The organism is Halobacillus sp. ABH2_015, assembly GCF_056158945.1.
Window position 1 is genome coordinate 907787 of sequence record NZ_JBSWUG010000002.1, and the last position, 24894, is coordinate 932680.

The following is a 24894-nucleotide window of genomic DNA, read 5'->3' on the forward strand; positions in this document are numbered from 1 at the left end:
GAAGCCTATGATTCGATGGGGACTGTTTATCGGAACGACATCTGGCATTGTCCTTGGCCTGTACATGTGGTTCGTCGAGAAGATTACGGGGGATAAAGTGTATACGCTGTTGATGAACGTAGACTTTATTCCGTGGTTCGGAAGTATTGACTGGCCGGTTCTTATGGAGTGGTTTTTTCATATGATCATATCCTGGATCATCGGTCTGGTGTATGCGTGGCTGTTTATGTACCGGGTCCAAAGTACGTCCCGGAACCATTGGCGGGCAGCGGCTCTTTTGACAGCGCCTGCCGCCTTGACTTATGTCCCGCTCACCATCCTTGCACTTAAGGAAACGCCACCGGTAACAGATGGATCCGCCGTTCTCTTCTGGCTGTTCGGTCATGTCCTTTATGCCGTGACCTTGAAAAAATCCTATGATCGTTTTACGTAAAAGGCGGGGTCTTCCCCGTCTTTTTTTCGTGAATGCGGGCTGCCTCAGCGGCCAGGGCGGACAAAACGGCTCCCCCGGCCTGGATCCAGCTGCCGATCAGGTTGAGGGACGGGTCTTCCTCCCCGCGCCGTTCTTTTCCTGACCCGACGGCCTGCATGGAATTTCCGATGACTTCCATCAGCTGGCCGTTCAAAGTATAGACGGAAAAACGACTGGAGGGGCCTTTCAAAGTTTCGGAAAAGGCGATGGTTCCCCCGAGCGCCTGTAAAAGATTTCCTTGGATGACCAGGGACAACGCCTCGTTTTCCGGCAGATCCGCGAGCAGGCTGTAAACGATGACTGTATTTCCCGAGGCCTGGATCAAGCTTCCGGCTGTAAGGAGTGTAAAGGTTCCGTCTTCATTGGCAGCAAGCCCGTTTCCGGATGCTTGCAGAACATTCCCGATGAGATCGAGGTCGTCATTATCAATGGTTATGCTCACAGCCGAGGCGATTGTCCCTGCAGCGGTCACCCATAAACCGAAAGTCTGATCCTGTTCCATTTCTCTCCGCCTCCTTACAGCTATTGTATACAGGTGGGGGAGAGGGGTTTCAGGAAAAGTGCAGAAGTTTTTGGAACCCAAAGAAAAGGACTGCCGGAATTCATCGGCAGTCCGAAGAAAAAGCCTGTGTTATCCAGTCAGAGTTCTCCGCACGTCGTGTTGGGGGGACACGTTCCGCTTATCGGTGGATGCCTGCCGCGGGCACGGACTCCGCTGACTTGGTCAAGAAACCCATTGGACCAAGTGGATCTTCGGCCCGTGCTCTTCCCGCAGGCGTCACCACCGAACGCTTCTCGTGCCGACGTTAGAATATAGAGGAGAGAGATTGTGCCTTACGCAGGTTCGCAGATTCAAGCGAACGGCACGGGCTGCACTATGGCCGCTTACGTGGAAAAGAAAAAGGGAAGGAACAGCCGCTGATACGGCTGCCTGCCGGAATATAAAAAAGACTCTCCTCCATCCAGCAAAGGTGAGCGGGGTGAAGGAGAGTCTTGTTCGATGTTAAAGAACTCCCAAGGGGCTTTCGCTCCTGGCGGTAAGAAAAAAGCTTGTAAAGAAACAGAGGTTTCTCTACAAGCTGAGAAAAACACCCGCAGGACGGGTGTTTTTCTTTTTTATGAAAATCATTAGGGGGGCACTTCTGTTATACCCCTTACAGACGGAAATCAATCCGGTCTGAATAAAAAAATTACTGCAGGTTGTTATGATGGGCTTCCATCTGCTGCTCCAACTGCTGTAGCTGTTGTTTCTCCTGTTGTGAACATTGGCTATAGGCAGATTGGATCGCTTGTCTGGCCGCCTCCATATCCTGCTGGCTCGTAGCATCATGTCTTCCGCCACGCTGGGTGAAACGGTTGACTGCATCGCGCGCATTTTCAAAAAGGTTTTTCTCCATGGTTAAAACCCTCCTACTGTATGCCGGTCGCTTTCCATTTGTTTACGATCTGCATCTGTCAGCCTTTTCGGCTCCATGATGCTTTCGTCAAATGTCTGCACTTCCACCCGGCTGTTGTCTTTGCGGCTGTCCTGCTTACGCTGCTCCATGACAAGACCCTCCTGTCATAAAAAAGCCTGAACGCTTTCACGTTCAAGCTTAGTATGGCAGAGAGCAGTGGTTTTAACCGAGGAAACCATTTCCTTTAGATCGCCCGTTTATTGAGGCTCAAGTACTGATCAAGAAACGCCCCGATGCCGTCTTCTTCGTTCGTGCCGGTGATGTGATTGGCGACGTCCTTCAATTCGTTGATCGCATTCCCCATAGCAACGCCTACTCCGGCATAGTCGATCATTTCAAGATCATTATCCTCATCACCAAATGCGATAATCCGGTCCTGCGGAATGTGGAAATAGCGGGAGATCTTATCCAGGCCGACCGCCTTGTTCAGCCCTGCCCTTACGATTTCGATTACGTGATAGGGAGCGCCCCATTTGCGGTGGTCGATCAGCGCAGCGTGTTCATCCAGTTCCGCACGGATCGCTTTAATTTTTTCCTCTTCCGGATGAATGAGAATGGAAGTCGGGTCATCTTTCAAGTTGGCCTGCAGACGCCCGACCGTAATCGGATCATTTTTCGTCTGGAAAATACTCATAATATCTTCGTCATATTGGTCAAGGTATACTTGATCCTTCACTTCCGCCAGGATGTTTTTGACGCCCAGTTCCTGGCAGGTATGAATGATTTTATGTGCGGTGCGGATCCCTAAAGGAGAATGGATCGCATCCCAGCGGTGGTCGGAAGGATGGTGAATCAGGGCCCCGTTGAAATTGACCATCGGTGTTTCCAGTCCAAGTTCATGGTAGAAATCGATGCTTGCTCTGTGTGGACGGCCTGTAGCGATGACAACGATGTGCCCCTGATCCATGGCCTTTTGAACGATGCCCTTCGTTTTTTCACTGATTTTTTTCTCGTCAGTCAAAAGAGTACCGTCTAAATCCAATGCAATTAAATGCTGTTTCATACTATTCACCTCATTTTGTATGTATAGTTTATCGGTCAGGTAATGGATTGTAAAGAATATCCTCCTTGATGACCTAACACTTTCCAATCAAGAACCGCAGTGTTACGATAAATTATAGACCGTTTTTATTAAACATGCCTTAAGGCCAAGTAAAGATTATCAGAAAGGAACCAGCCGCAATGATAGGGATATACCGTAATTCATACAAAAACGTACCAGCACTTACCATTGTAGATACAGAAAAACAGGACCAGCCGCTCCCTGTATTCATTTATTTTCACGGCTTCACAAGTGCAAAGGAGCACAATCTTCCACAGGCTTATATGCTCGCGCAGAAAGGCTTCCGTGTAGTTCTGCCGGACAGCGCCTTTCACGGAGAGCGGGAAGAGGACCTTTCAAAAAAGGAACTGGATATGAAGTTCTGGGACATCGTGTATCAAAACCTGAAGGATCTGCAGGATCTGAAGGATGAACTTGACCGCCTTGATCTGATTCTTGACCGTCGTATCGGCGTAGGAGGCACATCCATGGGTGGAATCACGACAAGCGCAGCTTTGACGATGTATCCATGGATCCAGGCGTCAGCAGTCATGATGGGGTCACCGAAAATTGTGGATTTTGCAGAGCGTACCATCAAAGGAGCGGAGAAGGCAGGTCTTCATGTGCCTCTAAGTCAGGAGGATCTGGATGAGATGTATGATTCCCTGGCAGGCATCGACCTTTCCAGACAGATGGATAAGCTGTTTGGACGGCCGCTGTTCTTCTGGCACGGGGATGCCGATCCAGTTGTGCCGTTTGAGCACTCGTACGACTTCTATAATGAAGCGATCAAACAGTATAAAAATCCAGAAAATATCCGTTTCCTGAGAGAAGTGGGACGGGACCATAAAGTGAGCCGGTTCGGAATGGTTGAAATGGTCAATTGGCTGGAACTTGTGCTGTAACAGCGGGATTATTTTATTATCTCCAATATTTTGTTTATAATAGAGTTTGAAATACTGTAAAGGGGGAACTTAAGTGAGTACAACTGCATTGGAAGAAAACGCAATGGGCGCCCTTGAGAATGTCATTGACCCGGAACTCGGCATTGATATTGTCAACCTCGGTCTTGTCTATGGTGTTGATATAGAAGACAACGGAGACACAAAGGTGACAATGACCTTGACTGCCATGGGCTGCCCGCTCGCAGGACACATTGAGCAGGACGTTAAGCGCGCACTTGCTGATCTGCCTGAATTGAATGAGATTACCGTAAACATTGTTTGGAATCCACCTTGGACGAAGGACCGCATGAGCCGTTATGCGAAAATCGCTCTTGGAATTCCGGATTGATGAAAGGTGAGGCCCCTGCCGTATGAAATGCGGCAGGGTTTTTTACATAAGTGAAGCATTTGGGTTGGGGTAGGGAAAGCCTGCCGTGCCTGCTCGTGAATACGAGAGGGAGGGAACGACATGAATGAAGCCCCGGTTTTCCAAATCGTCGGGTATAAAAACAGCGGAAAAACATCCCTGCTCTCCGATTTGATTGCATTCGGAGCAGAGCGTGGAGAAAAAACTGCCGCCATCAAGCGTCACACCCATGAAGAACCATTGAAGGTAATGCATCATGAAACAGACAGCTGCCGCCTTCATGAGGCGGGTGCCTTTATGACAGGGGTCGACAGTTCCGGACGTTTTCAGCTTGAGTTGTCCCATCAAGAGGTCTATACGCTCGACAAGCTTATTTTTTTATACCGCCAGTTTGATCCGGATTTAATTGCTGTGGAAGGGTATAAGAACGAAGCCTACCCGAAAGCTGTCATCATAAAAAGGGAAGAAGATCTAAAACTTCTCGATCAGCTGCACAATATCCAGCTGGTCATTACATGGAATGAAGCGGTGACCGTGGATGTTCCTTTTCCAGTGATAGCACTGAAAGACTGGAGAAAGCGTCTGTCGGAGGTCTATCGTCTGGCGAAAGGGGAGGAGAGACGTGAACAGTAAACAAGTATGGGTGACCGATGAACCTTTGTCTCCCGGTGATATTATTGCCATGGTGACGCGAAGGGATGCAGGGGCAATCAACACGTTCATAGGTACGGTCCGTGAGTTTACAAAAGGGAAAAGAACACTGCATTTACACTATGAGGCGTACCCATCCATGGCAGAAAAGAAGCTTCAGCAGATTGCTGACGAGATAGAACAGCAGTGGCCGGGCACAACAACGGTGATGGCCCACCGCACAGGCCGCCTGGATATCACGGATATCGCTGTTGTGATTGCTGTTTCCACCCCGCACAGGGACGCGTCCTATGCGGCAAGCCGGTATGCCATCGAACGGATCAAGGAAATTGTTCCGATTTGGAAGAAAGAACATTGGGAAGATGGCGAAGAGTGGATCGGGAATCAGAAGGAAACCAAACCTGGAGTGCCGACGAAGGAGGAAAGCCGATGAATCAGCTGTTGTTTTTTGCCGGTTTGAAAGAAGCCGCCGGTACGGAAAACGTTGATATGGATCTTGCCGGCTTGACGGTAGAGGAAGTGAAAAAGAAGGTCTTTGAAGTCTGCCCAAGTGACCAGCTTCAAACAAGTATGGTCGCGGTCAATGAAGAGTTCGCCGGCCGGGAACATAAAATTGAAGAAGGCGACACGATTGCCTTTCTGCCTCCTGTCAGTGGAGGTTGAAAACCGCCCCTCCATTTGAGAGGAGGGGAACGAGAGCTCCTGAAGACGTTGACCATTTCTACAAAATAAAGAGGCGTTTCACATCTGTGTGAAACGCCTCTTTTACACTTATAAGAATAAAACGACAAGTCCGCCGACGATGAAGCAGTAGAAAGCGAAGTATTTTAAGTTTCCCCGCTCCATAATGTTCATGAACCAGCGAAGGGAGTAATAGGAAGCGACTACCGAACCGGCAAAGGCGACAACATAGGCAATCCACGTACCTGTAGAACCGCCGGCATCCGCAATGACATCATCCATCGAAAGAAGCATCGTCCCTAAGCTGACAGGGATGAACAGAAGAAAAGAAAAGCGCAGCGCGGTTTCCTGTTTCATGCCAAGGAACATAGCCGCAACAATGGTCGCTCCTGACCGGCTGATACCGGGGATCAAGGCAACCGCCTGTCCCATACCAACGATGAGCGCATCCTTCCATGTCATCTGCCCGTCGCCTTTTCTGCCTTTCATGTTACGGATGAGCCATAAGGCGATTCCTGTAATGATCAGTGTGATTCCAACCGTCTGAACACTGGATAAGGTTTCAATCGCATCTCCAAGTAAAACGCCGAGAACACCTGCAGGAATGGTTCCGATAAACAAATACAGGACGAAATCAAAATCATCTTTCTGCCGGCTGTCTCTTGTCATGATGTAGCCGATGCCGTTTCTGAACAAACGGATCAGATCTTCTCTGTAAATAATGAGGACGGCGACAAGAGAGCCGAAGTTTACGAGAACCTCAAAGGTGAGCCCCTTCAGGTTTAAACCGAGCAGCTCCTGTACGATAACGAGGTGTCCGCTTGATGAAATCGGGATGGGTTCGGTAAACCCCTGGAATATCCCGAGAAATAAGTATTTAATAATCAGCCATATTTCTTCCATGTTTTTCTCCTCCTACCCAGATCAACCATAGCTTTATCCACTATATCGTTGATTGATTTTTATGTACAATCGGTCTATTTATTCATATCCTCAGCTCTTCAGACACATAAAAACGCTGCCATCCGAAGATAGCAGCGTTTTGGCTCAAGCTTCGTCCTTGATCAGACCGTCCCCAAGTACAACAGCGGCTAATGTGAAAAGAATGGTCATCACAATCACCTGGCTGAAAGCGAAACTGCCTCCGGCCATGTTGCTGATCACATACGCTGACATAAAACTTAATACAAAAGCCCATAGAATTGTCCATATCATCCGCATCGTTACTCACCTCATTTACGCAATCTATTTCTATAGTAGCAGAATGTCGAAAAAAAAGAAATATGAAATCGCTTCATGAAAAGACATCAGGTGGAATAGGATGTAGGAAGATAAAGAAGGAGTGATTTTCTATGCTTGTAACCGTCCAGCCGTGCTTTCACTGGATTGGATTTCATATCACATCCTATCTTCTTCAGGAAGGCGTGGAAGTGATCGGGATCGATCCTATTGAAACGAATCAGAGTGATTTCTTATATATGTATGTCGGCCGGAATAGTAATTTTCAGCACTTTTTCCAAAGGGAAGATAAAGAAAACCACGTGCAGGGGACAGAGAAGGAAGCCTCTGTGGAATATGTCGATCATCACCTCCTTGTCCGGAAAAACGGAGAAACGCTCTGGGTGAAACTTCCCCCCCTGTATGGTGAATGGATGGATCTTCAGCGGTTTGGTATTCAGGACACGGAGCAGTTGAAATCATGGATCAAGAAGAAAGAAGCGGTGTATATCGGAGACTTCTTGAACGACTTATCCAAGAGCCTTTTAGGCAATCAGCCTTTTCAGCTTTCCGGCCATGTCGTAGATGAGGAATTGATGGAACAGCGGATCGAAGCCGTCTTTCACAGCTGGCAGCTCCTTTGTTGACCCCCTGCCCCCGCGGCATAGCGTTCTCTTTGAAAAAGATGTAGAATATAGGGATAGACTAGCCGCAGGGGTTTAGGAGTGCATACCGTTGAAAAATCGAGTCATCATGATTCTGCTTCTGATTGTTTTTCTAGCTGGCTGCCAATGGTTCCCTGGATATGAAAAAGACGTCGATGTCGGCCTTCTCGTGGAAACTTCGATTGACGATCAATCCTGGGGACAGCAGGGGTACCGGGGGCTGCAGGCAATTCAGGAAGAGTATGGGGTGGATATCTATTATAAAGAAGAAATCCGCAGCTACCAGCAATCGGCGGAAGCTGTGGAAGCGCTTGTTCAGCAGGGAGCCGAGGTGATTTTCGGACACAGCAATATCTATGGCAGTTACTTTCGTGAACTGCATCAAGCGTATCCTGAGATTGATTTCATATACTTTAACGGGCAGTTTGCCGCAGAAAACGTAACGAGCCTGAACTTTGATGCAAGGGCGATGGGGTTTTTCGGAGGCATGGTCGCCGGTGAAATGACGAAGGCGGATCAAGTTGGTTTGATCGGTGCTTTTGAATGGCAGCCCGAGGTGGAAGGATTTTATGAGGGTGTGAAATATCAGAATCCGGAGGCTGACGTCGATGTGGCTCTTTTGAACAGCTGGGAAAACACTGAACTTGCTCTTATGCAGTATGAAAGAATGAGGGACAAGGGAGCTGACGTTTTTTATCCGGCGGGTGATTTGTTTGCGGTGCCCATTATCGAACAGGCGAGGGATGATGGCCGTCTTGCAGTCGGTTACTTGGAAGACCAGTCCTCCATTGCTGCTCAAACGGTTTTGACGAGCACGGTTCAAAACGTTGATGAAGTATACAAATTGGCTATGGAACGTTATTTCAACGGAGACCTTCCCGGAGAAGCACTTACCTTTGATTTCAGTGAAGGAGCGATTACGATGGGGGAATTCAGTCCTGTCGTTCCGGAAGAATTCCAGGAGAATCTGGAAGCGGAAGTGGAAAACTATAAGGAAACGGGCACGCTCCCGCAGTGAAAAAAGACTTTGAGGCATCTGCCTTCAAAGTCTTTTTTCGTTCATTTCTTAAATTTATCCATAAACGGCTTCATCATTGGAGAAATGGATTTCCATGTTTTCGAAGCTTCCTGAAATAAGTCAGGGAAGTGGAGGGAAGACTCCTTTTCCTTATCTTCCTTGTTATCTTTATTGTTGAATCCCCAGAAATCATCAAACGGGGATGATTTACGCTTGGTCATTCATGATACACCTCCTTATTTCTACAATATGAGCAGGAACGCCGGCCATGTGGGCGGCTTTTTAATACGGTTGGAAATATCATGATTTTTTGAAAAGGGGAGGAGATGGCGGTGTGCTTGCAGAAATGTTCTGTATGAATTAGAATTAGTACCAAGTCATAAGAATTGATATTAGATATTACCTTTAAGGGGATGAACATATGAAGGCAGGATTCTTAGGAATAGGACACTACACGCCTGAAAAAGTATTGACCAACAAAGATATGGAGAAAATAGTAGATACAAGTGATGAATGGATCCGGACGCGGACAGGAATTGAAGAGCGCCGCATCGCTTCCGATGATATGGACACTTCTGACCTTGCTGTCCGCGCCTCTCAGGAAGCTTTGAAGGATGCTGGTCTGGACATTCAGGACATTGATATGATCCTTGTAGCCACCGTCACTCCTGACACGCCTTTCCCTTCGGTCGCCACCGTTCTTCAGGAAAAGCTTGGAGCGAGAAAAGTGGCCGCTATGGATTTGAGTGCGGCCTGTGCAGGGTTCATGTACGGTGTCATAACAGCGAAACAATTCATTGAATCAAACGCTTATCAGAATGTACTCGTTGTCGGTGTTGAGAAACTGTCTAAAATTACGGACTGGAGCGATCGTAATACGTGTGTTCTTTTCGGGGACGGCGCGGGTGCAGCTGTGATCGGTCCTGTCAGTGAGGACAAGGGGATTCTTTCCTTTGAGCTTGGCTCTGACGGATCAGGCGGCCAGCATCTATATCAGAAACCCGAGGCAAAACTTCAGATGAATGGTCGGGAAGTATTCAAGTTCGCAGTTCGTCAAATGCCGGAATCATCCGTGAACGTGGTTAAAAAGATCGGCTTAAGTGAACAGGATGTCGATTACCTGGTGCCTCACCAGGCCAACATTCGTATTATGGAAGCGGCCCGCCAGCGTCTTGGGATACCAGAAGAGAAAATGTCTACAGCCGTTAAACGTTATGGAAATACCTCTTCTGCTTCAATTCCGATCGCTTTGTCAGAGGACGTGAAGGCAGGTAAAATTAAAGATAATGATCTAGTAGTTCTTGTCGGATTCGGCGGTGGTCTCACATGGGGCGCCGTAGCTCTTCGATGGGGTAAGTAACCAAGGAGGAATTTTCATGGATAAACAACGTGTCGTCATTACTGGAATGGGAGCCGTAACTCCTGTCGGTAATACAGTGGAAGATATGTGGAACAGTATAAAAAACGGCGTTTCCGGTATCGGAGAAATCACAAAAGTAAATAAAGACGATTACCCGGTGCATGTCGCTGCGGAATTGAAGGATTTCGACCCTTCCAAGTGGGTGGATCGTAAAGATGCGCGCCGTATGGATCCATTTGTTCAATACGCCATGGCTGCTTCTCATATGGCCGTCGAAGATGCCGGCCTTGAAATCACAGAAGAAATTGCGCCGCGTACCGGTGTGTGGATCGGATCCGGTATCGGAGGCATGGGAACGTATGAGTCCCAGTTTGAGACTTTCCAGCAGAAAGGATACCGTCGTGTCAGTCCATTCTTCATCCCGATGATGATTCCGGATATGGCTGCGGGACAGGTGTCGATTTCTCTCGGTGCGAAAGGGATCAACTCCTGTACGGTAACGGCCTGTTCTTCAGGTGCCAACTCGATTGGAGATGCCTACAAGGTCATCCAGCGTGGAGACGCGGACATTATGATTGCGGGTGGTACGGAAGCACCAATGAACAAAATGTCCTTCGCAGGGTTCGCATCCGCCCGTGCACTGTCCTTAAATGAAGATCCACAAACAGCAAGCCGCCCGTTTGACCAGAACCGTGACGGTTTTGTTATGGGTGAAGGTGCCGGGATTCTCATTCTTGAGACATTGGAATCTGCGAAAAAACGCGGAGCGAAAATCTACGGCGAAATCACAGGTTACGGCTCGACAGGAGATGCGTATCACATTACGTCTCCAGCCCCGGAAGGCGAAGGCGCATCAAGAGCTATGCTTCAAGCCATCGGTGATGCCGGCCTGAAACCAGAGAATATCGATTATTTGAACGCTCATGGAACATCTACAGAACTGAATGATAAATTTGAAACCCATGCGGCGAAGACCGTATTCCAGGATTATGCCGGAAAACTGGCGATTTCTTCTACAAAATCGATGACCGGTCACCTGCTGGGAGCCGCTGGTGCCGTTGAGGCGGTTATTTCATTGAAAGCGATCAATGATGGCATTCTGCCTCCAACGATTAATTATGAAACACCGGATCCGGAATGTGATCTGGATTATGTACCGAACGAAGCCCGTCACCAGGACGTGAACACGGTGATGAGTAATTCCCTCGGTTTCGGCGGACATAACGTCAGTCTGATCTTCCAAAAATATCAGGATTAATAAAAAAGAGTCCGGTGTGTCGTTATGACACACCGGACTCTTTGTCTTCTTCGAAAAATTCTTCCAACGTCTGAGCGGTCTCTACAAAATCATGATTCAACACGAGGCCGACCGGATAGTCCTTGCGTTCATTCCACACGTTATCATTTGTTGGAACACTCATCATGTCAATGCTCCCGGAAGATTGGAAAAGGATATCCTTCCCGGCATTCAGGATGCTTGTTCCACTTAGATTGGTGTCGATGTAAGGCTGGATGGATCCGACGAGGCGGGGAGCTTTTAAAACGCCCTGCACAGACAGTAGTTCGTCCTTCAAAATTTGAATCACCTTCTGCTGCCGCTCCACTCTGCCAAAGTCTCCCGAAGCATCACTACGGAAACGGACATAGCCAAGCAGTTCATCTCCGGATAAAATCCGGCTTCCCTGCTCGAGGTCAATGTTGGTTGAGCCGTCCCCGGACGTATACTGCATATCTTTCTCTACGTCAATTTCTACTCCGTCAGGGGAGAGGGTGTCCACAATTTCGGTAAAACCGTTAAAATCTATGATCGAATAGTACTCGGCTTCAATACCGAAGTTTTCAGCGATTGTTTCGCGGAGGAGCTCAGGTCCGCCGATGGCAAAAGCGGCATTCAATTTGTTTTTGCCGTGACCTGGAATGTCCACATACATATCTCTCATCAATGAAACGATCTTCGTACTCTGCGTCTTTTTATCATACTGAGCGAGCATCATCGTATCAGTCCGGGACACTTCCGATCCTCTCTGGTCAATACCCAGAAGGAGAACCATCATTTGGTCATCCCCATTATCGACACCTTTAAATTCATCTTTATAGAGGCTTTCCGTCGTTTCTGAGAAGGCATTCTCGGCCGATGCGGTCTGGTTATTGAGAGAACGGTGCTTGCCGGCTAAAAATTCGTAAGCGGTATAACTGCTGAAGGCCAGCAATATAAAAGCGAACAGGGCGATTATCCCCTTGCGTCTGCGGCGTTTATTCCGTCTTTTCCGCAAGGAACGGGAATTACTCAAACCTCATCATCCTTTCAAAGTAGAAACGTACCTGATAAATAATGTACCTGTTAATGGAAGAGTTGTAAAGACTGGGATTTCTCAGTATTTCCGCGCATTTCCAGAAGATTTTCTTCATAAGATAGCTGTAGGAGGACGAGCCGGGAGGAGGCTGCCTGTGTGGTATTGGTTATTGCTGTTAACCGGTTTCGGTTTTGCTGTGGCTGGAGGGACGATCACCATCACCTATTTGAACTTTGTTCCCGCAGGTCTCAGCTGGATTGAATTTTTCCTGCTGATCCGAACCCGCCTGGAATGTTACTTGTTTCCTCTTGGGATTCTACTCATCACGACGGCCCTGATTTTAATGGATGATTAATTTTCTAAAATATGGATTGAAAGAATAAAAAAGCCAGTAATGGTCATAATGTAACCAAAAGAGATCACTGATTGAAAGTGAGGGTCCGTAATGTTATACATGCATGATCTATGGGTGAACTGGTTTGAAGGTGAAGAGAACGGGTACAATGTGTGCCGATTCCATGAGTGGAGGAAAGAAGACGGCATTGAATTGATCGATCAGATTCCACTTTTGTTTGTGAATGATGAGCTGTTTCATTTTATTGAAAACGATCTTCAGGATCTGCCGCCGGCACTGCTTCAGGATATCCACCGGAAGACGTATATGAAAAAGAACCAGGAGCGGCAGACCGTGGAGTATGCTGCGGTTGTGACAAATGGAAAGGATGTCGTCGTTTTTGACACGATCGGCTATACCCTCCCGGTCAAGAAGAGCCGTCTGATTCCAAGGCAGGAACGTCTTGTTTTTGAAATGGTTCAGGGGAAAATGCCGGAATCCTATTATATGGATAAAAACATTTTGAAAGAGCATCATATTTTATCCCTGGACCCCCGTAAAATGGCCGGCTTAACCCGCAGGGAACGGCAGTTGAAGCAGCTGCTTATGATGGCGCTTGATCAGCTGAAGAATTCGGACCATCCTGAGGAAGTACGTTACTGGCTCACGGAATGGGATCCGGGGCAGTATGCGTCCATCAAGCAGTTCAGCGTACAGGAAGCCTGGGACCGTTTGTATAAAGGGACATGCAGCGGGTGGTCAATGGTTCATGAAGAATTATGTAAGAAGATGGTTAAAGGACAACCATTTTTTGAAACCATCTGGCATGGAGAGAATGAACGCGTTTCCCAACATATGAACAGCCGGAATTGAGAACACTCAATTCCGGCTGTTTTTGATTTTATTTCTTTTTCACTCTTCCAAGGCCCATAGCTTTTTTCGCTTTCCGGATCATCTTCCCGGCTTCATAAGACGCTTTGTCAGCACCTTGATCAAGAATATCATCCAGTTCTTCTGAGTCAATCAGGCTTTCATAACGGTCCTGGATCGGTTTGAGAACGGCAATGACCGCTTCCGCTACCCCCTGCTTGAAGTCGCCGTACCCTTTTCCTTCATATTTCTTTTCCAAATCGCTGATGGAAACACCGCTGCAGGCCGATTCAATGGTAAGCAGGTTGGAGACCCCTGGTTTGTTTTCCTTATCATATTTCACAATTCCGTCCGAATCGGTCACTGCGCTTTTCACTTTCTTCAGGATTTTTTTCTCGTCATCCAGCATTGAAATGAAGCCCTTCTGGTTCTCGTCGGATTTACTCATTTTTTTCGTCGGGTCCTGCAGGGACATAATCCGGGCTCCTGCTTTAGGAATGCGCACTTCCGGAATCGTAAAAATGTCATTGAATTTGTTGTTGAAGCGCTGGGCCAGGTTTCGTGTCAGCTCCAAGTGCTGTTTCTGGTCATCGCCGACGGGTACGATATCTGTTTTATAAAGAAGGATGTCAGCAGCCATCAAAGGAGGATACGTCAGGAGGCCGGAGGAAACGCCGTCCTTACCTCCGGAGGCAGACTTATCCTTGAACTGTGTCATTCTTTCCAGTTCCCCGATGTAACTGATACTTTGGAGCATCCATCCAAGCTGAGTGTGTTCAGGAACTTCAGACTGGATAAACAAGGTCGCCTTGTCCGGGTCAATGCCGGAAGCCAGATACAAAGCAGCGAGTGAACGGATGTTCTTTCTAAGTTCTAAACGGTCCTGCGGAACGGTAATGGCATGCTCATCTACTATACAGAAATAGCAGTTGTTCTCATCCTGAAGCTCTGTAAAGTGTTTCATAGCCCCGATATAGTTACCGAGCGTCAATGTTCCACTCGGCTGAATACCGGAAAAAATCGTTTTTGTCATCTTTTTCACCTCTGGTTTAGTTTATAAGTAAGAAAAGCAGGAATATAAAAAAGCCATCCATCCCTTCCTTGTGGAAGGGACGAATGACCGTGGTGCCACCCTTATTACTTTCGTTTACACAAACGAAAGTCTCTCGAATCGTTAACGCCGATGCTACGTCTATCAGAAGCTCCGAAGTCCCAGTTCCCGTTCATGCCCTCAGCTGTTCACAGCAGCCACAGCCTCTCTGGAGAGGGGAGATGAACCGTACTTAATCTTCTTCCCAGCTTTTCATCTTATGTTTGAAGTAATTTTGTATTATAGCGTAACACCGGCATTTCCGCAAGTAGCTATAGAAGATAGTAAATGAGAAGTAAAATAAGTAAACCCACCATCAAGATAAACCCATGGAATAAGAAGAAGCGCGGCCAGGAGCCGCTGATACTCTTAGAAGGAAGGGGCTTATCCTGCCAGTCGTCCATATAATCCCCGTTTTTACTCATTCTATTGGTAAAGCGCCGGAACCCATAGGTGATTCCATCGAAAAAACCACCGCGGGTCACCCACGCAATCAATCCGATCCCTAAATAGAAGAAGGACAGGTAGAAGAGCTGATTAATGTAATGATATAGATTGTAAACAGGGGCGAGGATGATAAATAATAAAGTAGCGGCCGCCAGATTAATACCGGTCATCCTCCATTTATTTCTCATGATGCTCACAAGGTCTCCACCTTTCTGACAAACTCACCCATCATTATAGCATGGAGAGCAAGTATGAAGGCAGAGTAAAGTTGTTAATGAAACAGAATATTTAATAAACATAAAATAATGTATAAATCATACATGGGCTTTAGCGTAGAACTGCGCTAAACAACACATACTTATCAATGCGTCCCTTTTTTTATACAGAAAGGCTAATATTTACTAGAGTTTATTCCAAAGTCTTTGTAAAATAAACTAGGCATTTAGTCTTATTTTGTGTTAATGAAACGTAATAATGATGGGAATTTGGGAATTTTCATGAAAAAAAGGTAATGCAAAATAGTTAGAAAACTTGTATAATTCGATATGTGGACAAAATACCACAATAATTTCTTGAAAATTTTTAGGGGAGGTCATTTTCAAAGATGAAAAAGACAAATTGGCTGCTGCTGGTCCTGGCACTGGCACTAAGCATGTTCCTCGCAGCATGTTCCGGCGGATCGGACGAGTCGTCTGATTCTGCAGACAGCGGGGACTCATCAGACACAGAAGGTTCTTCTGAAGCTTCAGGGGAACAAGTACTTAGCTTGATGGATACAGCGGATATTCCAACAATGGATGCTTCGCTTGCAACAGACGCTGTTGCATTCCAATGGCTGGGATCTACGACAGACGGTCTTTACCGCCTGGGCGAGAATGGTCAACCCGAGCCTGGTATTGCTAAAGAACACGAAGTAAGTGAAGACGGTTTGACTTGGACATTCACTCTTCGTGAAGACGCTGTTTGGTCAAACGGCGATCAGGTAACTGCCAACGATTTCGTTTACGCGTGGCAGCGTGCTGTAAACCCTGATACAGGATCTGAATACGGTCCATATATGATGGGTGGAGTAATTGCTAATGCAACGGCTGTAGCTGACGGAGAAGTTCCTCCGGAAGAGCTTGGCGTTAAAGCGGTAGATGACTACACATTTGAAGTTACACTTGAAAAGCCGATTCCATACTTTGAGTCTATGACGACGTTCGGCACGTTCCTTCCAATGAACGAGAAGTTCGTTGAGGACAAAGGTGAACAGTACGCGCTTGAATCCGAAAACCTTCTTTCCAACGGACCATTTGTAATGACGGAATGGAGTCACGGGGAAGGCTGGACGCTTGAAAAGAATGAAGACTACTGGGATGCAGAAAATGTACAGCTTGAAGAAATCAATGTAAAAGTTGTTAAAGAAACAGCTACAGGAGTAAACTTGTATGATACAGGTGAAGTTGACCGCGTTAACTTGACTTCTGAGTTTGTTGATCAATACCGTACTTCTGATGAATTCAGTGTGAAGGAAGAGCCGACTCTTTTCTACCTGAAGATGAATCAGGAAAGCGATATGCTGAGCAACGTTAAAGCACGTCAAGCGGTTCAGATGGTTATCGACCGCCAAAGCATGATTGATGTTATTTTGAATAACGGTTCTGTTCCAGCAGGCGGCGATGTTCCTGGAAACTTCGCGAAACACCCTGAAACAGAAGAAGATTTCCGTGAAATCAACGGAGAGCTTGTAGAAACAAATGTTGAGGAAGCGAAGAAGCTTTGGAACGAAGCGAAAGAAGAAGAAGGTATGGATTCTGTAGAGCTTGAATACCTTGGCGGTGACACAGAAACAGCCCTTGAAATGGACGCATACCTGAAAGATCAGCTTGAGCAGCTTGAGGGACTGACGGTTAAAGTAACGTCTGTACCATTTAAAGAGCGTATCGAGCGCGACAAGAACATGGAGTATGACTTCCAGAATGCTGGATGGGGTCCTGACTACATTGACCCGAACACATTCCTGAACATGTGGGTGACCGATGGTGGTAACAACCATACCGGTTATTCCAGTGAAGCGTACGACGGCATGATTGAAAAAGCGAATAACGAACTTGCACAAGAACCAGTTGAGCGCTTCGAAACTTTCCTAGAAGCAGAAAAACTGTTGATTCAAGAGGATGCTGTTCTGGCTCCACTTTATCAGCGTGCACAGGCTCAACTTTGGAAGCCGTATGTTAAAGGTGTCATGGCTCAGCCAATGGGTCCTGATTACACGTACAAATATGCTTATATCGAAGGTGAATAATTGAGGGATTCCAACCACATATAGGCTTGCTTAATAGGGAAGAGAGTATATGTCCAACGAGTTGGCGTATGCTCTCTTTTTCCCTGTCAACCTATTATTCTGATTATAAACAACTTTCAGTTAATTCAGGCAATAAGAAGAGACTGTGGTTTATCTAATGGAGGTGTTCAATATGACTCGTTATATTATTCAACGGCTTATTTACTTGGTTATAACGATGATCTTAATTGCTACCTTAACGTTCTTCCTGATGAAGTTTTTACCAGGTACTCCCCTAAGTGCTGCAGATAAATTGTCAGAAGAACAACAACAGGTAGTTTTGGAAAAGTATGGCCTGGATGATCCAGTGCCAATTCAATATTTTAATTATATGGTTAATCTTGTACAGGGAGACCTGGGTATTTCCTTCCAGTTCGATAACCGTGAAGTTTCAACAATCATTATGGAAAGAATCGGCCCGTCCATGCAGCTTGGTGTGCAGGCGATGGTGATTGGAGTCATTCTGGGAATGCTTTTAGGCTTGGTTTCTGCAATCTACCATAACGGATTCATGGATTACACGTCCACCTTTTTAGCTGTGCTGGGTCAGTCCATTCCGTCCTTTGTATTCGCAGGACTCCTGCAGTTTTATATTGGCGTTAAGTTCGGCTGGTTTCCAGTTGCCTTGTGGGAAGGCTGGGAGTATACTGTTCTACCAACCGCTTCGTTGGCCATCTTCCCAATTGCAATTGCTGCCCGCTTTATGAGAACAGAAATGCTTGAGGTAATGGGTTCCGATTATATCGTGACTGCCCGTGCCAAAGGGGTCAATAAATTCGGTGTCGTATTCAAGCACGGTCTTCGTAACGCCTTGATCCCATTGATTACGGTTTTAGGCCCATTGGCGATCAGTTTGATGACAGGTTCTTTGGTTATTGAGAACATTTTCGCCGTACCTGGAATCGGTGAACAGTTTGTAAAAGCGATTAATGTGAATGATTACCCAATCATTATGGGGACAACATTGCTGCTATCTTTCATGTTCATCATTATCATCCTGGTCATCGACCTGCTTTATGGAGTCATTGATCCTAGAATCCGACTGGCAGAAGGAGAGTAGTCATTTATGGAAAACCATAAACCAAATAAAGATTTATTTGTTCCTGTGGATACCACAGATACTGAAAGTGAAAAGATTACCCGGCCGAGCCTGTCGTTCTGGCAGGATTCCTTTATCCGCCTTCGTAAAAACGTAGGTGCGATGATTGGGCTTGCTGTACTTGTTATTTTAGCCCTGCTGGCAATTTTCGGACCGTACTTGAATGATTACGGCGTATACGAACAGGACCTTTCCCGTTCTAAAATGCCTCCGAAGGTAGAGGGGCTTGGGTGGCTTGGTATGGATGGTACGCTGTCCGACGTCCAATCAGCAGCTACACTTGAGCAGGCAGAATCCAAAGCTTTGATGCGCTTTAACAATCAGGAAGATTTCATTGAAACAGAAGTTGTTAACGACGGCAGCGACGGTGATCCTGCCCAGGTAAGAGCGACGTATGATGTTTATGCAGCGAAAGACATTCAGGAAAACTACTGGTTTGGGACAGACGGTCTCGGTCGTGACCAGTGGACACGTACATGGATGGGAACGCGTGTATCCTTATACATTGCTTTCCTTGCTGCAGCGATTGATATGCTGATTGGTGTTGCCTACGGTGGAATTTCAGCTTATTACGGCGGCCGTGTGGATAACGTCATGCAGCGGATTATTGAAATTCTCGTAGGTATTCCAAACCTTGTTCTTGTTATTTTGATGATTTTGATTTTAGAGCCCGGGATCTTATCGATTACGATTGCCCTTGCGATAGCCGGATGGATATCGATGGCCCGGATTGTCCGTGGACAAATATTGAAATTGAAAAACCAGGAATTCGTGCTTGCTTCACGCACACTCGGTGCGAAAGACAGCCGGATTCTTCAAAGGCACTTGATTCCGAACGTACTTGGGTTGATCATCATTAACACGATGTTCTCGATCCCGTCAGCGATTTTCTTTGAAGCCTTCTTAAGCTTTATCGGTTTAGGACTGCCGACGCCGATGGCTTCATTGGGTACGTTGATCAATGCTGGTTTCCAGTCGCTGCAGATTTATCCGCACATCTTGTTGTTCCCGGCAGTTGTCATTTCCTTAATTATGATTGCCTTTAACGTCTTAGCGGACGGTCTGCGTGATGCGTTTGATCCGAAGATGCGTGAATAGGAGGTAGGTGTAACCAATGGAAAAATTACTAGAAGTAAAAGATTTACATGTATCCTTTGACACCTACGGCGGTGAAGTAAAAGCTGTACGTGGGGTTAATTTCGATTTGAATAAAGGGGAGACCCTGGCGATTGTGGGAGAATCTGGTTCCGGAAAATCCGTTACGACCAAAGCGCTGATGCAGCTGATTCCAATGCCTCCAGGGCGCATTAAGCAGGGGGAAATCATTTTTGAAGGACGCGACCTTGCTAAAATGTCGGATAAGCAGATGCAGAAAATCCGCGGGAAGGAAATCTCGATGATCTTCCAGGATCCGATGACTTCCTTGAACCCTACCATGAAGGTTGGAAACCAGATCATGGAAGGATTGATCAAACACCAGAAAATGAGCAAGCCGCAGGCACGTAAACGTGTCGTTGAGCTTCTTGAACTTGTTGGAATTGCAGATGCAGAAAACCGCATGAAGCAGTATCCTCACCAGTTCTCAGGTGGAATGAGGCAGCGTGTGGTTGTAGCGATTGCTCTTGCGTGCAACCCTAAATTATTGATCGCCGATGAGCCGACCACAGCTCTTGATGTAACGATTCAGGCGCAGATTCTTGAATTGATGAAGGATATTCAGAAGAAGACGGATTCAGCTACTATTTTCATTACCCACGACCTCGGTGTTGTAGCCAACGTAGCGGACCGTGTGGCGGTGATGTACGCTGGTAAGATTGTAGAAGTTGGAACGGTGGATGATATCTTCTACAATCCGAAACATCCTTATACATGGGGGCTACTGGGTTCCATGCCGTCTCTTGACAGTGAAGATGAAGAGCTTTATGCCATTCCAGGTTCTCCACCGGACTTGCTGAATCCTCCGAAAGGGGACGCTTTCGCAGCCCGGAATGAGTATGCGATGAAAATTGATTTGGAAGAGGAGCCGCCAATGTTCAAGGTAAGCGATACGCACTACGCTGCCACGTGGCTGCTTCATGAAAATGCTCCGGATATCGATCCTCCAGCTGCAGTGAAGAAACGCATGGAAGGCATGGCGAAAACATCCGGCGGTTCGGAAGGTGAACAACGATGAGCAAGGAAAAATTAGTAGAAATAAAAAATTTGAAGCAGCACTTTAAAACCGGACGACACAGCGTTGTAAAAGCTGTGGACGGCTTGAATTTCGATATTTACAAGGGTGAAACCTTCGGCCTTGTAGGAGAGTCGGGCTGTGGGAAATCCACAACCGGCCGGACCATCATTCGTTTGTACGATGCTACCGATGGTGAAGTTCTCTACAACGGCGAAAATGTGCACGGGAAAAAATCCCGTGACCAGTTGAAAAAGTTCAACAGGGAAATGCAGATGATTTTCCAGGACCCTTATGCATCCTTGAACCCACGGATGAAGGTCGAGGATATTATTGCAGAAGGCATGGACATTCACGGCCTTTCAAAAGATTCGAAAGCAAGAAAAGAAAGGGTTCATGAGCTGCTTGAAACCGTCGGCTTGAACAAGGAACACGCCAACCGCTATCCCCACGAATTCAGTGGTGGACAGCGCCAGCGTATCGGCATTGCCCGCGCGCTGGCTGTGGATCCTTCCTTTATTATCGCAGACGAGCCGATTTCCGCCCTGGATGTTTCCATTCAGGCCCAGGTGGTCAACCTGTTGAAGAAACTGCAGAATGAAAACGGCCTGACGTATTTATTCATCGCCCACGACTTGTCCATGGTCAAATACATCAGTGATCGTATCGGTGTAATGTACTTTGGTAAAATGGTGGAACTTGCAGATGCAGAAGAACTGTATAAGCACCCGATCCATCCGTATACACAGTCTCTTCTTTCCGCCATCCCGCTGCCTGACCCGGATTATGAACGTTCCCGTGAACGTTTCACATATGATCCGAGTCAGCATGATACAAGTGAGGAACCGGAATTCCGTGAAGTACGCCCTGGACATTTTGTCCTTTGTACAACGAAGGAATTTGAGCAGTATCAAAGAGAGCATGGTACAGGTAGATAAGGAAGAAAAAGAAGACTCTGTCTCCATAGGCAGAGTCTTTTTCATGAATGTTCCCTTTTATAGGAAAAAGGAAGCAATCTTCCAAATATTTCAGGAAAGTTCAGATCATCATTGTTATAACGAAGCTTCCTCTTTTATAATGAATAAGAGACATAATAGGATAGGAGTAGGATGAAATGGGGAAAAGAAGTCTCTGGACCATGATTTTCACAGGTATACTGCTTGTGGGCATGATGATTCCAGTACATAATGCAGAAGCAGCAGATGGTAAAGATGCCGGTACGCTTACGAAAAAGCAGATGGGCTTAAAGGAGCTGGCTGTTCCAAGTCCGGCCGCAAGGTTTACATACAACTCTGGATTAAGCTTTGAATATCCGGATGCGGTTCGCGGCATCTACGTTACGGGTCCTTCCGCCGGCGGAGCTAAGATGGCAGAGTTGACGCAGCTGGTAGAAGACACCGAGCTGAATGCGATGGTCATCGATATCAAAGAGGATAACGGAAACATCACATTCCAGCCTGAAGAAGGATCACCTTACGCTGATGTGGCTGAATCTTTTATTGATGATCCTGAGCAGATGCTGAAGGAACTTGAGGAAAAAGGCATTTATCCGATTGCCCGTGTCGTTGTGTTCAAAGACAGTATGCTGGCGGAGAAACGTCCCGATCTGTCCTTTACACAAAATGGACAGGTATGGAAAAACGGCAAGGGAGAAGCGTTTGTGAACCCATTCATGGAAGAGGTATGGGAATATAACGTAGAGCTTGCTAAAAAAGCAGCAGAGATGGGCTTTGAAGAAATTCAATATGATTACGTCCGTTTCCCTGAAGGCTTCGGAAGCCGGGATGACCAGCTGGATTACGGGCAGGGGAAATATGCGGATATGGACCTGAATAACGTGCAGAAGCGTGTTCAGGCTGTCACCGACTTTGTAGAATACGCCCGTGGAGAGCTGGAATATTACGGGGTTGATGTGTCTGTGGATATCTTCGGATATTCAGCGACCATCGAAGAAGCTCCGAACATCGGACAGAACTTCTCGAAAATATCTTCCAACGTCGATGTTATTTCATCAATGATCTACCCAAGTCACTGGGGTCCGTATTTCGGTATATCCAAACCGGATGCTGAACCGTATAAGTTGATCAATGAATACGCCAAAGTGGAAAATGAAGTTCTCGGTAAGCTGGATCCAGCTCCGACCTCCCGTCCATGGCTTCAGGACTTTGAAGCCCCTTGGTTGTATTCCGGACCGACGAAACAGTATGGGAAAGCTGAAGTAGAAGCGCAGATCAAAGCCTTGAATGAAAACGGTATTGATGAGTTCCTTCTATGGAATGCCGGGAATAACTATACGAAAGGTGTCGACTACACACCGATGAATGAATAAAAAAGACCGGGGTCTCCCCGGTCTTAAGCTTGTAGAGAAATCTCTGTTTCTTTACAAGCTTTTTTCTTTCTTACCGCCAGGAGCGAAAGCCCCTTCCCTTTCCGCGGACGAGCGCCCGAGCTTCCTCGCAACACCCACGCTCGGCGATCTCGGCCCACTCGTTCTTCCGCAGGAGTGGAAGGGGCACCGCTCCTTGGGGGTTCTTTAACATCGACAAAGACTCTCCTTCACCCCGCTCACCCTTGCTGGATGGAGAACAATCTTTTTCATATTCCGGCAGACACCCGTCATCAGCGCTTGTTCTTTCTCTTCTTTTCCACGCAGGCGGCCATAGCGCAGCTCATGCCGTTCTTTGGAATCTGCAAACCTGCATAGGGCGCAGTCTCTTTCCTCTATATTCTAACGTCGACACGTGGAGCGTTCGGTGGTGATGCCTGCGGGAACAGCACGGGCCGAAGATCCACTTGGGCAGGCGACCTTCCTGACCAAGTTAGCTGAGGGCGTGCCCGCGGCATTCATCCACCGATAAGCGGAAAGTGACCTTTCACACGACAAATGGGCAACTCTAACTGGTTAACATAGGTTTTTTTATTCAAACATGAGAAGGCGGCTTGTATTTTTGAGGTTAATGGCCGTGAACGCCGGGAATAACGTAAGTAATGAAAGTAAAGCCTAAGTGCTGGCAAGGGTTGTACAGCGGTGCATTTAACAAGGATAGGAATTTTCGCTATAATGAAAGGGACTAATCATAAGGGAGCAGATCAATGAATTGGTATGAAAAGCTGAACGAATATTTCCCAGTTGAGGAAATGAAGTCAAAAGAACACATGGAAGCTTTATTAAAGGAAAAAAGCGATGTCTACTACAAAGACGAGGGGGAATACCACGTCCTGATGTATGCTGAATTCGACAGCTTTCTTTTCATCGATTATGTATACGTTTCCACCGCAGCGCGGGGACAGGGACTCGGTCATAAGCTCATTGAAAAAATGAAGGCCAAGGGCAAACCCATCATCCTTGAAGTAGAACCTGTGGATTATGAAGACTCTGATACGGAGGCGCGTCTCCGCTTTTATCAAAGGGAAGGTTTCACACATGCCCAATCCATTGGATATACCCGCCGCTCTGTCGTAACGAATGAAATGAACAGTATGGAAATTTTATACTGGTCACCGGATGATGCATCGGAAGAGCAGATTTTCGAGCAGATGAAGAAAATGTACACAGAAATCCATACGTATAAGGATGAACAGTTTTATGGAAAGTCGTATCAGCCGGTAGAGGAAGTGCTGACCCACGACGAGAAAAGGGACACCGAGGATATTCTGGACGAACTCGGGAAAACCCGTCAGACATAAGAAAAATACCCGCTGCTATTCCGGCGGGTATTTTCAATGACTGTGCAGTAGTTGATAAATGAGTTGGAAAGAAAAAATGCAGAAATGGTGTTTAACTTCTATATGTAAGTGGTATAAGGGTATAAGAACCAGAAATTGATTGCTTTTCATAACATATGTTCGTATAGATATAGAAAAAACTTGACAACTGTGTTATAGTAGAACCATAGTACAGATTGTACTGATTATAAAAAAAGAAGCAATTGAATCTCTACCATAAAATATTTGAGGAGTGAAGTTTCTGTATGGTTACACTTTATACCTCACCAAGTTGTACATCATGTCGAAAGGCGAAGGCTTGGTTGGAAGAGCATAACATCCCTTATACGGAACGAAATATCTTTTCTGAGCCGCTTACACTGGATGAAATCAAGGAAATCCTTCGTATGACTGAGGATGGAACGGAAGAAATCATCTCTACGCGCTCTAAAGTTTTCCAGAAGTTGAAAGTTGATTTCGATCAGCTTCCAATGCAGGATCTGTTTGATCTGATCCAGGAAAACCCGGGATTGCTGCGCCGCCCGATCATCATTGATGATAAACGCCTCCAGGTTGGTTATAACGAGGACGAAATCCGTCGTTTCCTTCCGCGCAGTGTGCGTACATTCCAGTTGAAAGAAGCTCAACGTCTCGTTAATTAATACAAAATAAAAACTGCGACAG

Annotated in this window: 30 protein-coding genes and 1 other annotated feature; of the genes, 20 read left to right on the forward strand and 10 right to left on the reverse strand. The window is 46.6% G+C overall.

Annotation, left to right across the window (positions count from 1 at the left end; genetic code table 11):
* Positions 1 to 7 precede the first annotated feature (7 nt).
* Positions 8 to 433 carry a hypothetical protein gene (locus tag ACXAD6_RS04640; RefSeq protein WP_474967846.1) on the forward strand — a complete coding sequence of 142 codons (426 nt, stop codon included), beginning with the start codon at positions 8 to 10 and terminating at the stop codon, positions 431 to 433.
* Here ACXAD6_RS04640 and ACXAD6_RS04645 read toward each other — a convergent pair.
* The 4 genes from ACXAD6_RS04645 to ACXAD6_RS04660 form a co-directional block, all read right to left on the reverse strand.
* Positions 426 to 974, reverse strand: coding sequence for a DUF6944 family repetitive protein (locus tag ACXAD6_RS04645; protein ID WP_474967847.1), 549 nt, complete (start codon positions 972 to 974; stop codon positions 426 to 428). The two genes, ACXAD6_RS04640 and ACXAD6_RS04645, sit on opposite strands and share 8 nt — an antisense overlap.
* Before the next feature lie 688 nt (positions 975 to 1662).
* On the reverse strand, positions 1663 to 1869 hold the full coding sequence (locus tag ACXAD6_RS04650) for a DUF3813 family protein (protein WP_027953513.1): 207 nt from the start codon (positions 1867 to 1869) through the stop codon (positions 1663 to 1665).
* Between the two features lie 2 nt (positions 1870 to 1871).
* Complete coding sequence (locus ACXAD6_RS04655; RefSeq protein WP_474909133.1) at positions 1872 to 2018, reverse strand: hypothetical protein; 147 nt, start codon at positions 2016 to 2018, stop codon at positions 1872 to 1874.
* Positions 2019 to 2113: 95 nt separating this feature from the next.
* Complete coding sequence (locus ACXAD6_RS04660; RefSeq protein ID WP_474909132.1) at positions 2114 to 2932, reverse strand: Cof-type HAD-IIB family hydrolase; 819 nt, start codon at positions 2930 to 2932, stop codon at positions 2114 to 2116.
* 179 nt (positions 2933 to 3111) lie between these two features.
* On the opposite strand from ACXAD6_RS04660, the gene ACXAD6_RS04665 reads away from it, so the two are divergent.
* The 5 genes from ACXAD6_RS04665 (at position 3112) to moaD (ending at position 5596) form a co-directional block, all read left to right on the forward strand.
* Positions 3112 to 3876 carry an alpha/beta fold hydrolase gene (locus ACXAD6_RS04665; RefSeq protein ID WP_474909131.1) on the forward strand — a complete coding sequence of 255 codons (765 nt, stop codon included), beginning with the start codon at positions 3112 to 3114 and terminating at the stop codon, positions 3874 to 3876.
* Positions 3877 to 3979: 103 nt separating this feature from the next.
* Complete coding sequence (locus tag ACXAD6_RS04670) at positions 3980 to 4264, forward strand: metal-sulfur cluster assembly factor (protein WP_035531397.1); 285 nt, start codon at positions 3980 to 3982, stop codon at positions 4262 to 4264.
* Between the two features lie 120 nt (positions 4265 to 4384).
* Positions 4385 to 4915 carry a molybdopterin-guanine dinucleotide biosynthesis protein B gene (mobB, locus tag ACXAD6_RS04675; RefSeq protein WP_474967848.1) on the forward strand — a complete coding sequence of 177 codons (531 nt, stop codon included), beginning with the start codon at positions 4385 to 4387 and terminating at the stop codon, positions 4913 to 4915.
* Entirely contained in the window at positions 4905 to 5366 is a 462-nt protein-coding gene (locus ACXAD6_RS04680; RefSeq protein ID WP_474967849.1) for a molybdenum cofactor biosynthesis protein MoaE, read from the forward strand. The genes mobB and ACXAD6_RS04680 overlap by 11 nt, the downstream gene beginning before the upstream one ends.
* Positions 5363 to 5596: a molybdopterin converting factor subunit 1 gene (moaD, locus tag ACXAD6_RS04685; protein WP_474967850.1), complete on the forward strand. Its 234-nt coding sequence runs from the start codon at positions 5363 to 5365 to the stop codon at positions 5594 to 5596. The genes ACXAD6_RS04680 and moaD overlap by 4 nt, the downstream gene beginning before the upstream one ends.
* Before the next feature lie 108 nt (positions 5597 to 5704).
* On the opposite strand, the gene ACXAD6_RS04690 is transcribed toward moaD, so the two are convergent.
* Positions 5705 to 6517, reverse strand: a complete 813-nt coding sequence (locus ACXAD6_RS04690) for an undecaprenyl-diphosphate phosphatase (RefSeq protein WP_474967851.1) — start codon at positions 6515 to 6517, stop codon at positions 5705 to 5707.
* A 144-nt stretch (positions 6518 to 6661) separates the two neighbouring features.
* On the reverse strand, positions 6662 to 6835 hold the full coding sequence (locus ACXAD6_RS04695) for a DUF2929 family protein (RefSeq protein WP_084162939.1): 174 nt from the start codon (positions 6833 to 6835) through the stop codon (positions 6662 to 6664).
* A 131-nt stretch (positions 6836 to 6966) separates the two neighbouring features.
* On the opposite strand from ACXAD6_RS04695, the gene ACXAD6_RS04700 reads away from it, so the two are divergent.
* A complete protein-coding gene (locus ACXAD6_RS04700) occupies positions 6967 to 7479 on the forward strand; it encodes a hypothetical protein (RefSeq protein WP_474967852.1) in 513 nt (170 codons plus the stop codon).
* Between the two features lie 88 nt (positions 7480 to 7567).
* Positions 7568 to 8515: a BMP family ABC transporter substrate-binding protein gene (locus ACXAD6_RS04705; RefSeq protein ID WP_474967853.1), complete on the forward strand. Its 948-nt coding sequence runs from the start codon at positions 7568 to 7570 to the stop codon at positions 8513 to 8515.
* A 41-nt stretch (positions 8516 to 8556) separates the two neighbouring features.
* Here the strand turns inward: ACXAD6_RS04705 and ACXAD6_RS04710 are convergent, their stop codons facing one another.
* On the reverse strand, positions 8557 to 8736 hold the full coding sequence (locus tag ACXAD6_RS04710) for a hypothetical protein (RefSeq protein ID WP_474967854.1): 180 nt from the start codon (positions 8734 to 8736) through the stop codon (positions 8557 to 8559).
* Positions 8737 to 8936: 200 nt separating this feature from the next.
* On the opposite strand from ACXAD6_RS04710, the gene ACXAD6_RS04715 reads away from it, so the two are divergent.
* Both ACXAD6_RS04715 and fabF read left to right on the forward strand, forming a co-directional pair.
* On the forward strand, positions 8937 to 9875 hold the full coding sequence (locus ACXAD6_RS04715) for a beta-ketoacyl-ACP synthase III (protein ID WP_474967855.1): 939 nt from the start codon (positions 8937 to 8939) through the stop codon (positions 9873 to 9875).
* A gap of 16 nt (positions 9876 to 9891) precedes the next feature.
* Positions 9892 to 11133, forward strand: a complete 1242-nt coding sequence (gene fabF, locus ACXAD6_RS04720; protein ID WP_474967856.1) for a beta-ketoacyl-ACP synthase II — start codon at positions 9892 to 9894, stop codon at positions 11131 to 11133.
* 22 nt (positions 11134 to 11155) lie between these two features.
* On the opposite strand, the gene ACXAD6_RS04725 is transcribed toward fabF, so the two are convergent.
* A complete protein-coding gene (locus ACXAD6_RS04725) occupies positions 11156 to 12166 on the reverse strand; it encodes an LCP family protein (RefSeq protein ID WP_474967857.1) in 1011 nt (336 codons plus the stop codon).
* 157 nt (positions 12167 to 12323) lie between these two features.
* Between ACXAD6_RS04725 and ACXAD6_RS04730 the strand changes: the two genes are divergently transcribed.
* Positions 12324 to 12524, forward strand: a complete 201-nt coding sequence (locus ACXAD6_RS04730; protein ID WP_160834913.1) for a YuzI family membrane protein — start codon at positions 12324 to 12326, stop codon at positions 12522 to 12524.
* Between the two features lie 90 nt (positions 12525 to 12614).
* Positions 12615 to 13376 (forward strand): DUF3603 family protein, encoded by a 762-nt coding sequence (locus ACXAD6_RS04735; RefSeq protein WP_474967858.1) that lies wholly within the window; start codon positions 12615 to 12617, stop codon positions 13374 to 13376.
* Positions 13377 to 13404: 28 nt separating this feature from the next.
* On the opposite strand, the gene trpS is transcribed toward ACXAD6_RS04735, so the two are convergent.
* Positions 13405 to 14406 (reverse strand): tryptophan--tRNA ligase, encoded by a 1002-nt coding sequence (trpS, locus tag ACXAD6_RS04740; protein WP_474967859.1) that lies wholly within the window; start codon positions 14404 to 14406, stop codon positions 13405 to 13407.
* Between the two features lie 72 nt (positions 14407 to 14478).
* Positions 14479 to 14679, reverse strand: a binding site (T-box leader).
* A 56-nt stretch (positions 14680 to 14735) separates the two neighbouring features.
* Positions 14736 to 15098 (reverse strand): DUF3899 domain-containing protein, encoded by a 363-nt coding sequence (locus tag ACXAD6_RS04745; protein WP_474970363.1) that lies wholly within the window; start codon positions 15096 to 15098, stop codon positions 14736 to 14738.
* Positions 15099 to 15514: 416 nt separating this feature from the next.
* Here ACXAD6_RS04745 and ACXAD6_RS04750 point away from each other — a divergent pair, with 416 nt between their 5' ends.
* The 8 genes from ACXAD6_RS04750 to spxA all read left to right on the forward strand — a co-directional run bounded on the left by ACXAD6_RS04750 (position 15515) and on the right by spxA (position 24872).
* Positions 15515 to 17197: a peptide ABC transporter substrate-binding protein gene (locus tag ACXAD6_RS04750; protein ID WP_474967860.1), complete on the forward strand. Its 1683-nt coding sequence runs from the start codon at positions 15515 to 15517 to the stop codon at positions 17195 to 17197.
* 172 nt (positions 17198 to 17369) lie between these two features.
* Positions 17370 to 18296, forward strand: coding sequence for an oligopeptide ABC transporter permease (gene opp3b, locus ACXAD6_RS04755; RefSeq protein WP_474967861.1), 927 nt, complete (start codon positions 17370 to 17372; stop codon positions 18294 to 18296).
* Between the two features lie 6 nt (positions 18297 to 18302).
* Positions 18303 to 19433 carry an oligopeptide ABC transporter permease gene (opp3C, locus tag ACXAD6_RS04760; RefSeq protein WP_474967862.1) on the forward strand — a complete coding sequence of 377 codons (1131 nt, stop codon included), beginning with the start codon at positions 18303 to 18305 and terminating at the stop codon, positions 19431 to 19433.
* A 16-nt stretch (positions 19434 to 19449) separates the two neighbouring features.
* The gene (locus ACXAD6_RS04765; RefSeq protein WP_474967863.1) at positions 19450 to 20508 is read left to right on the forward strand and encodes an ABC transporter ATP-binding protein; all 1059 of its coding nucleotides are present in this window, start codon (positions 19450 to 19452) and stop codon (positions 20506 to 20508) included.
* Positions 20505 to 21443 (forward strand): ABC transporter ATP-binding protein, encoded by a 939-nt coding sequence (locus ACXAD6_RS04770; RefSeq protein WP_474967864.1) that lies wholly within the window; start codon positions 20505 to 20507, stop codon positions 21441 to 21443. The genes ACXAD6_RS04765 and ACXAD6_RS04770 overlap by 4 nt, the downstream gene beginning before the upstream one ends.
* Before the next feature lie 176 nt (positions 21444 to 21619).
* Positions 21620 to 22834: a putative glycoside hydrolase gene (locus ACXAD6_RS04775; RefSeq protein ID WP_474967865.1), complete on the forward strand. Its 1215-nt coding sequence runs from the start codon at positions 21620 to 21622 to the stop codon at positions 22832 to 22834.
* Between the two features lie 764 nt (positions 22835 to 23598).
* Complete coding sequence (locus ACXAD6_RS04780; RefSeq protein ID WP_027953537.1) at positions 23599 to 24192, forward strand: GNAT family N-acetyltransferase; 594 nt, start codon at positions 23599 to 23601, stop codon at positions 24190 to 24192.
* 284 nt (positions 24193 to 24476) lie between these two features.
* Positions 24477 to 24872, forward strand: coding sequence for a transcriptional regulator SpxA (gene spxA, locus ACXAD6_RS04785; protein WP_027953538.1), 396 nt, complete (start codon positions 24477 to 24479; stop codon positions 24870 to 24872).
* The last annotated feature ends 22 nt before the right edge of the window (positions 24873 to 24894 follow it).